At 67.9% G+C, this 14,489-nt stretch carries 12 protein-coding genes; 8 read left to right on the top strand and 4 right to left on the bottom strand.

What is annotated here, in order from left to right; translation table 11 throughout:
• The first annotated feature begins 11 nt into the window (after positions 1-11).
• The 3 genes from AB0M15_RS31780 (at position 12) to AB0M15_RS31770 (ending at position 2,641) form a co-directional block, all read left to right on the top strand.
• On the top strand, positions 12-1,073 hold the full coding sequence (locus tag AB0M15_RS31780; protein WP_363826260.1) for a MerR family transcriptional regulator: 1,062 nt from the start codon (positions 12-14) through the stop codon (positions 1,071-1,073).
• Positions 1,070-2,254: an MFS transporter gene (locus AB0M15_RS31775; RefSeq protein ID WP_363826257.1), complete on the top strand. Its 1,185-nt coding sequence runs from the start codon at positions 1,070-1,072 to the stop codon at positions 2,252-2,254. The genes AB0M15_RS31780 and AB0M15_RS31775 overlap by 4 nt, the downstream gene beginning before the upstream one ends.
• A gap of 69 nt (positions 2,255-2,323) precedes the next feature.
• On the top strand, positions 2,324-2,641 hold the full coding sequence (locus AB0M15_RS31770; protein WP_363826254.1) for a hypothetical protein: 318 nt from the start codon (positions 2,324-2,326) through the stop codon (positions 2,639-2,641).
• A 6-nt stretch (positions 2,642-2,647) separates the two neighbouring features.
• On the opposite strand, the gene AB0M15_RS31765 is transcribed toward AB0M15_RS31770, so the two are convergent.
• On the bottom strand, positions 2,648-3,400 hold the full coding sequence (locus tag AB0M15_RS31765) for a type II CAAX endopeptidase family protein (protein WP_363826251.1): 753 nt from the start codon (positions 3,398-3,400) through the stop codon (positions 2,648-2,650).
• Between the two features lie 4 nt (positions 3,401-3,404).
• Positions 3,405-3,992, bottom strand: a complete 588-nt coding sequence (locus tag AB0M15_RS31760) for a TetR family transcriptional regulator (protein ID WP_363826248.1) — start codon at positions 3,990-3,992, stop codon at positions 3,405-3,407.
• A 138-nt stretch (positions 3,993-4,130) separates the two neighbouring features.
• On the opposite strand from AB0M15_RS31760, the gene AB0M15_RS31755 reads away from it, so the two are divergent.
• A complete protein-coding gene (locus AB0M15_RS31755; RefSeq protein WP_363826246.1) occupies positions 4,131-5,801 on the top strand; it encodes a hypothetical protein in 1,671 nt (556 codons plus the stop codon).
• 1 nt (position 5,802) lies between these two features.
• On the top strand, positions 5,803-6,255 hold the full coding sequence (locus tag AB0M15_RS31750; RefSeq protein ID WP_363826244.1) for a hypothetical protein: 453 nt from the start codon (positions 5,803-5,805) through the stop codon (positions 6,253-6,255).
• Here the strand turns inward: AB0M15_RS31750 and AB0M15_RS31745 are convergent.
• Complete coding sequence (locus AB0M15_RS31745) at positions 6,233-8,707, bottom strand: polysaccharide lyase family 8 super-sandwich domain-containing protein (protein WP_363826237.1); 2,475 nt, start codon at positions 8,705-8,707, stop codon at positions 6,233-6,235. The two genes, AB0M15_RS31750 and AB0M15_RS31745, sit on opposite strands and share 23 nt — an antisense overlap.
• A gap of 123 nt (positions 8,708-8,830) precedes the next feature.
• Here AB0M15_RS31745 and AB0M15_RS31740 point away from each other — a divergent pair, with 123 nt between their 5' ends.
• Together AB0M15_RS31740 and AB0M15_RS31735 are read left to right on the top strand one after the other, a co-directional pair.
• Entirely contained in the window at positions 8,831-9,517 is a 687-nt protein-coding gene (locus tag AB0M15_RS31740; protein WP_363826228.1) for an SDR family oxidoreductase, read from the top strand.
• A 36-nt stretch (positions 9,518-9,553) separates the two neighbouring features.
• Complete coding sequence (locus AB0M15_RS31735) at positions 9,554-10,195, top strand: DUF4097 family beta strand repeat-containing protein (RefSeq protein ID WP_363826224.1); 642 nt, start codon at positions 9,554-9,556, stop codon at positions 10,193-10,195.
• On the opposite strand, the gene AB0M15_RS31730 is transcribed toward AB0M15_RS31735, so the two are convergent.
• Entirely contained in the window at positions 10,192-12,105 is a 1,914-nt protein-coding gene (locus tag AB0M15_RS31730; protein ID WP_363826217.1) for a protein-arginine deiminase family protein, read from the bottom strand. The two genes, AB0M15_RS31735 and AB0M15_RS31730, sit on opposite strands and share 4 nt — an antisense overlap.
• Positions 12,106-12,282: 177 nt before the next feature.
• On the opposite strand from AB0M15_RS31730, the gene AB0M15_RS31725 reads away from it, so the two are divergent.
• A complete protein-coding gene (locus AB0M15_RS31725; protein ID WP_363826214.1) occupies positions 12,283-14,430 on the top strand; it encodes a (Fe-S)-binding protein in 2,148 nt (715 codons plus the stop codon).
• Positions 14,431-14,489: the final 59 nt, after the last annotated feature.

Here is a 14,489-nt window from a genome sequence, read left to right as displayed (position 1 = left end):
GGATCGGCGGCATGACAGACGAGCTGCTGACGATCAGCGCCTTCGCCCGCCAGGTCGGGCTGACCCCGAGCGCGCTGCGCTTCTACGACGACTGCGGGCTGCTCCGGCCGGCCTCGGTGGACGAGCAGAACGGCTACCGGTACTACGCCCCGTCGCAGGAGGCACGGGCCGCGCTGCTCCGCGACCTGCGCGAGATCGACCTGCCGCTGGCGGAGGTACGGGTGGTACTGGATGAGGGAGCGGCGGCGGGGGTGGCCGTCGTACAGGCGCATCTGAAGACGGTGGAGGGGAAGGCCGAGGCGGCTCGGCGGGCTACTGCGCGGATCCTGGCGTCGCTGCCGGCTGTGCCGTACGAGTGTGCGGTGACGTTGGGTGGGGCCGAGTTGGCTTCAGCGATCCGGCAGGTGGCTGCTGCGGCGGCCGAGTCGGATGAGATCCCTGCGCTCGCGTGTGTCTTCCTGGAGCTTGGTGAGGACGAGGTGGCGGTGGTGGCGACCGACCGCTACCGGTTGTCGGTACGGAAGCTCCAGCCGCTCGGATTCGCCGGGTACCCGCGCAACCTGCTGGTCCGGGCGTCTGAGCTGACCGCGCTGGCCCGGTGGGTCGGTGCTGCTGTCGAGGTGCGGCTGGAGACGGGTCCAGGCGGTACTGCGCTGCTCGTCGACGGCGAGTCCCGGGTGGTATCGGTGGTGGACGAGGAGTTCCCGGCGTACCAGTCGATCCTCGACGGGCTCACCCCGCCTGCGTGCCGGGTGGTTGTGGACCGGCAGCAGTTCCTGGCTCTGCTGACCGGTGAGACGGTTGCCCTCGACATCGAGTCGGGCAAGGTCACGGTGACGGCGGTGGAGCCGGTCGGCTATGCGCGCGGCGAGCTGCTCGGAGTACTGGAGGGGATCGGGTCGGGGGCTGCGCAGCTCGGCTTCTCCGCCTCGCTGCTGGCGGCAGCACTGAGCGTCAGCGTCGGGCCGGACGTCCTGCTGGAGCTCACTGCCGTGGATCGGCCGGTAGTAGTGCGCTCAGCCGACCAGGGGACGTTCACCACGCTGGTGATGCCGACCCGCCTCGACGGGTGACCCGGGCCTTCTACGGCTGGCTGGCAGGCGCAACACTCTCGACCTTCGGAGACGCGACGCTGTTCTTCGCCCTCGGCTGGGCAGCGTCCGACCTCGGCCCGCATGTCACCGGGCTGGTCCTCACCGGCTTCACCCTGCCCAGAGCCGTACTACTCCTAGCAGGCGGCGTCCTAGGCGACCGCTGGGGTCCACGCCGCGTACTACTCACCTGCTACTCCCTGCTAGCCGTCCTGACCCTCCTACTGGCCGCGGCCTTCCAACTGACCGGCATTACGGCCGCCCTGCTCCTACTGACCGCCGCCGTCATCGGCACTGTCGACGCCTTCGCCCTACCCGCCGCGGGCGCCTTCCCGCGCCTGTTCGCCAGCGATGCCGAGCTACCGAAGGCGATGGCTCTGCGCACCTCATCCCAACAGGTGGTGACTCTGGCGGCCGGCCCTCTAGGCGGCCTACTGGTCGCTACGGCAGGGCTGGTCGGCGCTCTGGTGATCGACGGCATGACCTTCTTGGTCGCCTTCGCCTGCCTACTGGTCATCAGGCCACCACTAGCAACGGCCGCAGTTGCGGGTGGGTCGGTGGTGAAGGAGGCCCTCGACGGGATCCGAATCGCCTGGTCCGAGCCGGTAATCCGTGCGCTGCTGTTGACCGTCGGCCTGACTGCCGCCTTCGTGCTGCCGGTGACGTCGCTCTGCGTCCCACTCCTCGCACGCTCACAGGGCTGGCCTGCATCGCAGGCCGGGCTGATCGTCGGGGCGACAGTCGTCGGCAGCCTGCTCGTCACGCTGGTCGTCGCCCGGCTCGGTGGGTTCGCTCTCCCCGGTGCTGCAGCGGCACTCGGGTGCCTGGTGGCTGCGGGAGGCATCACCGGTCTTGCCCTGTCGTCAGTCGGCTACGCGGCGGTGCTGTCCGGGTTCGTCCAAGGGATCGGGGTCGGCCTCTTCACATCTCACCTTGCGCCGCTGTTCGTCGCCAGTACGCCACGCTCCCACCTGACCCGGTTGCAGTCCCTGTTGTCCCTGGCCCAGACGCTCCCACTGATCGCCTCCATGAACTTGCTGGGCGGCCTCGCGACGGCCGGCCCGCGGATCGCAGTACTGACTTGTGCGGCCGGTACTGCCGTCGCCGGCGGCACCCTGCTGAGCGCACGAAGCGTCCGCCGGGCAGTAGTAGGAGTACCTTGAGACATCGGAGCCAGCGGCGCCTCAAGGTCGAGCGCGCCTTTGAACCTCCGGTGTGACGAGGCGATGTACATGTCGTTACCCCTGTTCCTGCCGTCCGCGCAGCTCACGCCATCCGCCCACGGCCCTGCTGAGCCATTGCGGCTCCGGCCGTCCGACATCACGCTCGGCGTCATCTTCGCCGAGCTGAACGCCGCCCGGTCGGCGAACCAGCTCGAGCGTGGCGCCCCCAGGATCGGTGCCGTCGGCGGTCCCCGTGCCGATCGTCTCCTGCAGAGCCTCGAGGCCTGCGCGGCCGCCCTGGCCGAGCGCAATCTGCCGATCCCCCCGCCGATCCGCGACGAACTCCGCCTCCGCCGAGCCCTCTACGCTCCCCGCGGCCGCAACTAGCCGGTACTAAACCAAGGCGGCTGCCTTGGCGCCTGCCGTCGTCCGCGGACGACGGCAGACGTAGTGGCTGACGACTGCCGCGATCACCCAGACCGCGGCCAGGGCAGCCATCGAGAACTTGTCGCCGTTCTCTTCGTCGAAGAGCGCGAACAGGCAGAGGTTCACCGTCGCATGCCCGGCGGTGGCGATGGCCAGGTTGGCACCGCGGGCCGACTGCAGGACAGCGCCCATCACGACCGACAGGCCGACCGTCATGACGACGAACAGGCCCATGTAGACGAGGCCGTGCTCGAAGCCGCCGATGTGCCAGAAGCCCCACAACAGGCCGACGATCAGCGACGAACGTAGTACCGGGAAGCGGGTCTGCAGATAGGGCTGCAGGTAGGCGCGCCAGCCCAGTTCCTCGCCTGCGGCGCCGACGACCATCGTCAGCACCATTGCCCAGACCGGGAAGGGCAAGCCACCGCTCCACCAGCTGCGCCCGGTTGCCGCGTGGATGGCGATCGAGCCGGCCATCGCCGCCAGCACGATGCCGACCATGACCGCGGACCGCCCAGCGACCTCAGCGGCCGGGGTGAAGCGCACCAGCACCTTGGTACTGCGCCTGAAGAGCAGGAACATCACTCCGACCGCCAGAGCCGGCGCGAACTGCACCAGCTGGAGCAAGTCGGGATCAGGGCCGACTGCCGACTGCAGCGCGTTGAGGCCGCCCGAGAAGACCAGGGTGGTCACGGAGAAGACCAGTACTCGCAGGAACATCCGTCTACTCCGTCGTGTAGGGCGAGAGCAGCAGATCGAGCTGGTCCCGCAGGAAGTCGGTGAGGGAGCCCCAGCCGGTCACGGCCCACACCTGCAGGGCGCCTGTGAAACAGACCAGGGTGAGTCGGGCCAGAGCCGGGATCTCGACGTCCGGCTTGATTTCGCCGGCCTCCTGCGCCGCTGTCAGCAGCCGGGCGGAGCTGTCGACGATGGCGGCCGTGTACGCCAGCGCATGGGCCCGGAACTCGGGGTCGGCGACATCGAGCTGGACGAACCCGAGCCCGTTGCCCAGCTCCTCGCGGTGCTTGATGTGCGCCACGCTCGACAGCGCGAAGTCGCGCAGGGTGGCGAGCGGGGAGGTGTTCCTGGCCTCGGCCTCCTCGACCGCCCGGAGCACCATCAGCGGCGACCGGGCCGCCGAGGCGAGCAGCAGCCCGCGCTTCGACCCGAACCGCTGCATCAGGGTGGGCGGAGCGAGCCCGATCCGGGCGCCGACCGCTGCCAGCGTCAGCCTGGTCGGGCCCAGTTCGGCCAGCACCTGACGGGTCGCGTCCAGGATCGCGTCGTCGCTGATCAGCCGGGGTCTGGCCACGGGATCTCCCTCCGAGGAGTTAGCGAATGGGCATTCACTAACTCCCGGAACAGTAACAGATCGATGTCGGAGCAGTTATCGGATTACGGCCGGCCCTCCGTCCAGGGCCGAATTGTCGTTCCAACGGGGAGTTCTCTCATGCGTTTCGCCCGCATCGCCTTCGGGCTGTTGGTGGCTCTGGTGGGACTGGTGGTGACCGTCGCGGGAGGCGTCGCGGCGTTCTGGCTGGTCGGTCCTGACAACACCGTCGACACCGGCGCGCAGTCGCTGGCGAGCGACGGGCTCGCGGTGATGACCGCGCCCGACCTGATCGACCGGCACGGCGCGACGCTGCACCTCACCGCGGCGGCGGCCGAGCCGGTCTTCGTCGGGATCGGTCAGGACATCGACGTGGCCAGCTACCTCGGCCGTTCGCAGTACACGCGCTTGATCCGGTTCGAGCTGCCGTCGTCGTTCGACAGCCAGGAGATGACCGGCAAGGTCGCGGCGCTGACCGCGCCGGCCGGACTGGATTGGTGGACGGTCAAGGCGGCCGGGGACGGCAAGCAGTCGCTCGCCTGGCCGATCGTCGACGGCCGGTACGACGTGGTCGTGATGAACGCCGACGGATCACCCGCGGTCGACGCGAAGGTGACCTTCGGCGTCGAGATCGACGGGCTGTTCGGCTCCTGCCTGATGGTGTTCGGCGGTGGGTTGCTGTTGACGTTCATCGGTCTGCTGCTGACGTTCGTCCGGCGCCGCCGGCAACCGCTGCCGCCGGTCCCGGTGGTCAAACCGCTGAACCTGCAACCCGTGATGCCCTACACCCCACCGAAGGTGTCGTCCCAGCCCAGCTCGGTGCGCCGGGCGGTCGGGGTCGCGGCGGTGGTGATGCTCACGGCAACCGGTTGCACGGGGATACCGCCGAAGAACGTCAGCCAGGAAGTGACCACCAAGCCCGCCGTCACGCTGGCCGACGGCCAGGCCGTCCTCGACCGGTACGCCGAGGTCCGGTCGCGGGTGAACCAGACCCGCGACGCCACGCTGGACGAGACGATCGAGGCCGGTCCGCGGCTCCGGCAGTCCCGCGCGGCCGTCTTCATCGGCCGCAAGCTCGACCCGGCCGGCAAGGACACGGCGGCGTCGGACAGCTTCGAGAACATCGAGATCGGCGCGCCCGAGTTCGCGGCGTACCCGATGCGGTTCGTCAGTACGTCGACGCTGTCCACCGACCCGACGCGCCGGCAACTCGGCGTGTGGGAGCGGGGGAACGCCGGCACGCCGTGGCTGCTGACCCACGCGGTCTTCCCGCTCACCGCGGAGGACGTACCGCCGATGGACGATCTGCGGACGCCCGACAAGACGGACATGGCGAAGCTGCCGTTGCTCCCGCAGGCGGCCGGCGCCAACCTCGCGCGGTACCTGTCGGAGGGGCCGGCCTCCAAACAGGCGGCACACTTCGCCGCCACGACGGACCTGACCCAGGTGCTCGCCAACCGCGCGAAGGACAAGCAGAGCCAGATCGCGAAGGACTACATCTCGTCGGTCACCGACACGTTCCGGCTGGAGGGCCAGCCGACCGTCTTCATCGCGTCGAACGGTGAGGCGCTGGTGTTCCTCAACCTCACCGAGCAGTTCCTGCAGCAGGTCGAGCCGGGCAACTACGCCAACTGGACCAGCGGCGCGGTGTCGGCGTACAGCAAGAACGTCAAGTACTACCAAACTCTCCGTCAGGACTATCTCCATGAGGTCGCCTTGGTCATCCCACCCACCGGCAAAACCCGGGTTCTCGCCATCCACACGCAGGTCGTCGGCGGCGGGGGGAGCTGAGATGCGCTATCTGGCAAGGCAGTTGGCCGTCGGCGCGCTGCGACGTGGCCAGTCGATCCAGCAGTTCCTGGGGCCCGCAACGGGCTTCGAGTTGCCCGGCATCCGGTACGTCGAGATCCGGCCGGCCGGGAAGTACGAGCTGTACCTGTACTGCGCTGAGGACATCGGTCATGACCAGTTCTTCGACGTCGGCGAACTCCCGTCGCTGGAGCTGCGGGAGGAGGACGAGTTCGGGCGGCTGATCGCCCGCACCGACGATCCCGAGGTCTTGCTGGAGACGGCGAAGCGGCTGGTGGGCGCGGCCACGGGTCGCTGGGTGAATGTGGGTCTGGTCGACGCGGAGTACGCCGAATACCTCGGTGCCGGCCGTCCGGCGGATGCCGGTCTGGATGGGTTCCGGTGGCCGGTCGAGGCCGATCCGCCGAGCCTGGTCAGCGAAGGAATGTGGCGCTGATCGTGCGGCCGTAGGTCTGGTGGGTGTCGAAGGTCAGGCGGGTGCCGGTGAGGGTGTGCTGGAGCTCGACGCCGGGGCCGGCGGTTTTGGTCAGCCAGCGGCCGATGACTGTGACGGTGACGGTGGGGCGCCTCGTCGTGGGGTCTGAGACGGCGATGGTGGTGGTGCCGGCTCGGCGTTGGGTCAGGAAGGACGCTGGGCCGTCGATCGTGTAGTTGAGGACGTGGTGGCGGCCGGCGGTGAAGGTGTTGGCGGCCGTGAGGTCCAGGGCTGGGTGGTGGATCGCCTGCAGGCGTGGGGTGTTGGAAAGTAGGTGGACGCGGCCGCGGTAGGAGCGCAGGGTCGCTTCGGTGGCGTGCGGGATGAGGGCGTAGGCGAGGGATGCGCGGTGGCGGGTCTCATGGGTGAGGGTGAAGACCTGCTTGGTTACCTGGGTGTCCGGGTTCGCAGTGCGGACCACGCGACGGCTGCGGGTCACTTGCTCCAGGCCAACGGTTACAGGGGTTGGCTGGAGGAAGTAGTAGCCGAGAGAGCTGGCCCCGTTGGCGTAGCGGAGCCAGGTGAGGTCGCCTTGGCCGGGGCCGGACCAGGGGCGGCCGTTGCGTAGTACGCCGGTCACTTGTACTGCGTCAGTCGGCGCGGCGATCCGGGCGTCGAGCGAGGTGGTGACAGTGCGGCCGGCTGCGTCACCGACGCCGGCTGCGAGTACGACGATCTCGGTGTCCAGCAGGAACCAGGACTTGGTCGACTCGGCATTGCGGTAGGTCACGAAGTCGGCCGGGAGCTGCAGGCGATCGGCATAGGCCTGGTCGCTCGACTGGACCCAGCCGGCGGCTCCATAGGCGCCCAGGGTGGCGCCACCGGAGTACTGGTTGGTGCCGACGGGGAAGTAGACGTACTTGTTCTGCAGCTCCGACGACGGGGTGAAGTCGGGTGGGCTGTCGTAGTACGCCGTCCCGTAGAGCTCGGGGATCGACTTGCGCTGCTCCACCGGGGCAGTGACGCCGGCGAGCCCGTAAGGCGACACGGTGGTCAGGTAGTCGACGCCGTACGCCTGCGTCTGGTCCTGGCCACTCAGGTACAGGTAGTAGGCGCCGTCACCCTGGAACCACGGCATCAGGTTCTCGCCGCTCATGTACTCGTACTTGCTGATCCGGTTGGAGCTCCGGGCCAGCGCGAACGCGTACCCGGGCCGGCGATGCACGGTCCGGTCCATCGAGTTGAAGGCGACGGAACTCTCGGCCGGGTTGAGATCGCTCGGCTTGATGTTGCTGTCAGCAACGATATCGGCCAGGCGGGCGATGCTGACCGGGGAGACGAAGCTGTTCGGGTTGAGCGTCGGGCGGGCGGTGAACTTCACGTAGCTGCGCAGCCTGGCGGCGTCGGCGGCTGGTGCATAGCCGGCCAGATCGACGACGGCCTCGACGACGACCGCGACGTCGTCGTACCCGGTCGCGGGCCGCGAGATCGCCCGGCCCTTGACGATCTCCATCATCCAGCCCTCGAAGATCAGCGGCGCGAACCCGTGCTCGACCCAGCCCTGGACGACCTTCACGAGTTCGCCGGTCGACGCGTAGTCGGTGCCGTCGAGTGTCTTCACCGTCTGGACGACGCGGGTCAGCAGGGCTTTGCCGTACGAGCCCGTGTACGCGACCGAGTCGTGCTGGATGAAGGAGCCGTCGGAGTAGTACCCGTCGGTGACGCCGTGCTGCAGGTGGTACGGATCGACCGTCGCGAAGACGGTGAACTGGTCCTGCAACGCCTTCCGGATCCGGGCGTCGTCGTCGAGCAGCGCGCCTTGCAGGATCCGGTTGGCGGTGATGTCGGCCAGGTTGGCGCCGGTGTGGAAGCGCGAGTCGAGGTCGACGTCACCGTTCTTGCCGTTGCGCAGGTAGGCGTCCATCGAGGCGACGTACGTGGTGATCAGCTCGGCCGGCGCGTCGAGCAGGGCGAGGGTCTTTCCGGCGTACTGCGAGATGCCGATCTCCCAGGTGAACCAGTTGCCGTAGTACCCCTTCGACTGGTCGCCGTAGTAGTTGGCGTGCAGCCAGCGCAGCTTGTCGAGCACCCTCGCCTGTACTGCGGTGTTGCCCTGCAACTCCGACGCCGGGCCTGGTCGGCGGGTGGCGAGCGCGATCTCGTAGAGGTGCTGGAACGACGCGCTGAGGTTGGGGTCGCTCGTGCCGAGGGGGAGGCCGGCGAAGAGTTCGCCGGGTTGGGCGCGGTCGAGGTTGGCCAGCCAAGTACGGGCGGTCTGGTCGATGGCGTTGAGCTTGGCCTTGACCTCGGGGCGCGCGTTCGATTCCGGCGTACCGGTGAAGATGGCGAGCGTGTTGGCGAGCAGTTGGGCTGCTTCCGACGTGGTGCCGGCGGTGGCCGGGGCGGGCCGGACCGCGGTCAGCAGCGCGGCGGCGGGGACGAAAGACAGCAGGCGGCGACGGGTGATGTCCACTGGTACTCCCGGGCGAAGGGGAAAAACCTCACGCCGCGAGTCAATCAGCAGAAAGTTAGTTACGGCAACCGCTTACCTGTGTATGCTTTAGATGAAAATTAAACTTTGTGAAAGGTGGGCTCAGTGTCGTCAGTGCTGATCGTCGGAGGAAGCGGTGGCCTCGGCCGGGAGATCGCCCGGTACTACGCGTCGCGCGGTGACTCCGTCGTGGTCACCAGCCGCTCGGCCGAGCGGGCCGAGCAGGCCGCTGACGAGATCGGCGGGGACACCCGCGGGCTGGCCGTCGACCTGGCCGCGCCGGAGACGATCGAGAAGGCGCTGACTGAGGTCGGCGAGGTCGACCACGTGGTGATCACGGCGATCGAGCAGTACGGCAACACGGTCAAGGACTTCAGCATCGCCGACGCGGTCCGGGCTTCGACGGTGAAGCTGGTCGGCTACACCGAGGTCGCGCGAGTGCTGCATGATCGCTTGCGTCCGGGTGCGTCGATCGTGCTGTTCGGTGGGCTGGGCAAAGTGCGGCCGTACCCGGGTTCGACGATGATCACCGCGACCAACGGCGCGGTCTCCGGTGTGATGCGCACCCTCGCCGTCGAGCTCGCCCCGGTCCGCGTCAACGCCCTGCACCCCGGCGTCGTCGGCGACAGCCCTGCGTGGGCCGAGCGCGACCAGTCGTACGTCTCCGCCCGTACGCCGACCGGCCGGGCCACCACGACGGCCGAGGTGGTCGACGCGGTCGACTTCCTCCTCCGCAACGGCGCCGCCAACGCCATCGACCTCCACCTCGACGGCGGCATCCGCGTCGCCTGACCTATCTTGAGGACCCGGACGTCAAGGAGGCTCCTCATGCGACGCGGCTACGCGGCATCCGCCGAGGGGCCGATCACCATCGACCTGGGTCTCTTCACCCAGGACGGCTGGATAAAAGTCCAGGCTCAAGCGGACTGCACCACCGCCATGATCGGTCTCTCCACCCCGGAAGACGACGGCCCATCAGCCACCGCCGTCCGTGACGCCGTCGTCGAGTCAGGCCCCGAGGGCCAACTGATCTGCACGGTCCACGGCGCGAAAGGCGAGGCGCCGGTAGAAATCACCGTCGTAGCCCCACCCGGCAGCACCCTCATCGCCCGAACCGACAACGCCCACATCGGAGCGGCCGGGCTGATCGATGTACAGCTGACCACCGCGTCCGGTGACGTCTTCGTCCCGGTCGCTGGTCGGGTCTTCGCCGAGACCGCATCCGGCAAGGTGACCGTCCAGCAGGCAGGAGACGTCGTCGTCCGCACTACGAGTGGCGACATCGTCCTGAACGCCGTCAGCGGTGGGATTACCGCAAAGTCGAGCAGCGGCGACATCGCGATCCACGCCACCGCCGACGGCGTCGTCCAGGCCGGCACCGTGTCCGGCGACGTCACCGTCACCGCGGCCCAGGGCACCAACCTCAGCCTGACGACCTCAACCGTCACCGGCCAGGTGACAACCCCTTAGCTTCGCTTCCACCAGGGTTGGGTTGGGGTCGTGCGGAGGGTGTTGGTGGCGCAGTGGATTTCGCCTTCGGAGACGTGGACCGAGGTCAGGTCGTTGGCGTAGGTGACCTGGTAGCCGATGGAGGCGAAGGCCTTGTTGATGGCGGTGGTGAAGATGTCTTTGCCGTTGAGGATCGGGCCGTAGGTTCTGGGGGCCACGTAGCGGCCGGCGTTGAGGACCAGGCCGTTGACGGTGCCGGGGATTTCGGCGACGGCGTCTCGCAGGGCGTGGAGTTGGGCGGTCAGTTTGTCCTTTTCGGGGCCGTCGGGAGTTGATCGGATCTGGGTTTCGAGCATGCCGTAGTCGAGGCCGCGCGCCGTGTAGAGAGCGGGGATCCGGACGATGTCGGCGTCGGTCAGGCCGTGCTGCCGCAGGACGGACAGGTTGGCGGCGATCTTCGAGGACGCGCGGGTGTTGGTGTCTACGAATTGCTCGTCGGCAAGGAATTCGTTCGTTGTGCGCTGGTCGATGCGTTCGTCGTAGGGCCATTCCAGTTTGGGCAGGCCGCCGTGCATGATGTCGTTGCCATGGCCGGCTTTGACGACATCGCGTAGCAGGTTGAGGCCGGCGGTCGGGTCGGCTACTACGGCTTTCCAGCCGCCTGGCACAGGTACGAACTGGATGAACTCGTCGACGTGGCCGATCGACAGCCAGGATGTGTCCACGTCGATCGGGTTCTGGACGCCCTGCGACTTCAGCAGGGTCAGCATCTCGGTTGCCGGACCGGTTTTGTGGCCGTCGCCGCCGATCACGATCTGGCCGTTCGGGTGTCCGGGCGTCGCGGGGATCGTCTCGAGGTTGCCCATCGAGTCGTAGCTGTCGTTCTCGAAGGGATCCAGTACCGGCACATGCTCGGTATGCACCGCCGCGACGTCGTGCCCGGCCAGCTCGGTGAAGATCACCCGCGACCCGACCCGACGGCTGTCGTTGACGGACCCGAGCAGCACCTTCATGCTCTGCTGCTGACCACCGAGACCAGGCATCGACATGTACGCGGGCTCGAAGATGTCCTGCGTCCACGAGTCACCGCTCTGATCGAGGACCTTCAACGGCGCGCCCGACGCCTGAGCCTGCGACCGTACGACGTCCTGCCACCCCTTCTTCTCCGGGTCGTCGCTCAAAGAGGAGAACACCTGCTCCAGCCGCTGTGTGTTGAGCTGGGTCAGTACCGGCGCTTCCTTCAGCGTGACCCGGTTGGTCGCCGTCTTGCCGCCGGCCGTCACGGTCAGCGTCATGTCGACCCGTCCGTCCCAGACAGCCGAGTCGCGGATGATGTCCTTGCCCTCGAGCCCCAGCTCGACCCCGTGCCGCACCTCGTCCGCGGTCAGCCTCGTGTCCGGCCCGACCAGCTGCCACCCCTGCGCTCGCTTGACGAACAGGTGCACCCGGTCAGCCTGGCTCACCGCGAGCTGCCCGGTGGCATCCTTCGGCGCCAGGGCCCACGGCGCGACGCGGATCCGGGCCAAGTCCTTGGCGTCCTGGGGTCCGTTCACCACGGTGTCTGCGGCGTCGTTGCAGGCGGCCATCTCGCGGTCCGCCAGGTTCTGCTCCTTCTGATGAGCCTTGACCAGTACCTCGTACTCCTTCTGCGCCGCGTCCTGGTCAGGCCGCTGCGCCAGCTCTTCCTTCTTCTTGTAGAACGCCTGGTCGTTGGCCGCCTCCCGATCGACCGCCGCGGCCGCGATCTTCCGCGCCGGCGCCTGACACCGGCCCGCGTCGTCGTCGAGGTTGGCCAGGAACAGGGTCGGCTGACCGGTCAGCAGTCGCGCGTACGGCGTACTGGCGGCCGCGGCGGGCGCGACCGCTCCGCCGAGCACTCCGGCGGTCAGGGCTCCCACCAGCAGCAGGTTGCGAGTAACAGGGCGATTCATCCGAACGGATCCTCCACAGCCGGGAACAGGTCGGCTCCAGACTCCCGATCCGATGTCGGCAAGTTGTCAGGAAAGTGTCCTTCTCCGGTCCCCGGGCGAAGTGAGACGCAACACGCGGGGCGTGATGAGGCCGACACCGACATGACTGACCGGTAACCAACCAATAACATCGCTGGTATGCAGATCCTCGCCATCGTCGTCTCGCTCGCGATCGCCGCTGTCGGCGTCGCGCTGTTCGGCAAGACGATCGGGCACATCATCAGCGTGATCAAGCTCGGTCAGCCGGTGTCGCGGACCGACCAGCCGGGGCAGCGCACGGTGACGCTGGCCAAGGAGTCGCTGCTGCACACCCGGATGCTGCAGTGGAGCCACATCGGCGTCCTGCACTGGTTCGTGGCGTTCGGCTTCATCGGGCTGTTCCTCAGCCTGGTGACCGCCTTCGGGCAGCTGTTCAGCGCGCACTGGGTGCTGCCGATCATCGGCCACTGGTTCGTCTTCGAGTGGGTCAGCGAGTTCCTCAGCTGGACCGGTCTGGTCTCGATCATCGGCCTGATGGCGATCCGGCTGCGTAACCTGCCGCGCGGCGAGAAGGGCCGGTACAGCCGGTTCTTCGGGTCGACGGCCTGGCAGGCGTACTACGTCGAGTACACGATCCTCGGCGTACTGGTCTGCATCCTGGCGCTGCGCGGGCTGGAGTACCAGCTGACCGGCGCCTCGAAGTTCCACTTCCCGAGCACCTTCTTCATCGGCTCCGGGATCTTCGGCGGGCTGTCCGAGCACGGGCTGGAGAACGCGATCTACCTGACCGCGATGGTCAAGATCCTGATCTCGTTCGCCTGGATGATCACCATCTCGCTGAACGCCACGATGGGCGTCGCCTGGCACCGGTTCACCGCCTGGCCGAACATCTGGTTCAAGCGCAAGGCCGACGGCGGTACGGCGCTGGGCGCGCTGCAGCCGATCATGGTCAAGGGCGAGCCGATCGACTTCGAGAACATCGAGGAGCTCGACGAGGACGCCGCGCTGGGTGTCGGCAAGATCGAGGACTTCACCTGGAAGGGCCTGCTCGACTTCACCACCTGTACCGAGTGTGGCCGCTGCCAGTCGCAGTGCCCGGCCTGGAACACCGAGAAGCCGCTGTCGCCCAAGCTGATCATGATGAACCTCCGCGAGCACGCGTACGCCAAGGCGCCGTACCTGCTGGCCGCCGACGACGACGCGCGCAAGTCGCTGCCGGAGCTGGTACTGGCCGAGCAGGAGCGGCCGCTGGTCGGTCCCGCGGACGTCGCCGTGATCGACGAGGAAGCGCTCTGGGCCTGTACTTCGTGTGGCGCGTGCGTCCAGCAGTGCCCGGTCGACATCGAGCACGTCGACGCGATCATGGACATGCGCCGGTACCAGGTGCTGATCGAGTCGTCGTTCCCGTCCGAGCTCAACGGGCTGTTCAAGGGCCTGGAGAACAAGGGCAACCCGTGGAACATGAACCCGTCCGGCCGGATGGACTGGGCCAAGGGGCTGCCGTTCGAGGTCAAGACGGTCGGCACCGACGTCGAGACGCTGGCCGAGGTCGAGTACCTGTTCTGGGTCGGCTGCGCCGGCGCCTTCGAGGACCGCGCGAAGAAGACGACGCAGGCCGTGGCCGAGTTGCTGAACATCGCGGGGGTCTCGTTCGCAGTACTGGGTGATGGTGAGACCTGCACCGGCGACCCGGCGCGGCGCGCGGGCAACGAGTTCGTCTTCCAGCAGCTGGCGATGCAGAACGCCGAGGTGTTCAAGGAGACCGGCGCGAAGAAGGTGGTCTCCACCTGCGCGCACTGCTTCAACACGCTGAAGAACGAGTACTCCCAGCTCGGCGTCGAGCTCGACGTCATCCACCACACGCAGCTGCTCAACCGGCTCGTCCGCGAGGGCAAGCTGACCCCGGTCGCACCGGCCGACAGCTCGCTCAACGGGCAGAAGATCACGTACCACGACCCGTGCTACCTGGGCCGGCACAACCAGGTGTACGACGCGCCGCGCGAGCTGCTCGAGATCATCCCGGGCGCCGAGTTCGCCGAGATGCCGCGGAACCAGACCAAGTCGTTCTGCTGCGGCGCGGGTGGCGCGCGGATGTGGATGGAGGAGAAGACCGGCAGCCGGATCAACCTGAACCGGACCACCGAGGCGGTCGAGACCGGGGCGGACAAGATCGCCACCGGCTGCCCGTTCTGCCGGGTGATGCTGTCCGACGGCCTGACCGCCAAGCAGGCGGACGGCTCGGCCCGCGAGTCGGTCGAGGTCCAGGACGTTGCCCAGCTCCTGCTCGCCTCGGTCAAGCGGAGTTAACTGCAACTTCGTGCAATTTCCCTTCCCAGTCAGCGGGTCTGCCCCTTAGGCTCTGTTGG

Source organism: Kribbella sp. NPDC051718 (assembly GCF_040681515.1).
Classification (GTDB): Bacteria; Actinomycetota; Actinomycetes; order Propionibacteriales; family Kribbellaceae; genus Kribbella.
Note: the sequence above shows the minus strand (reverse complement) of the source record. Positions and strands in the feature narration are given on the sequence as shown.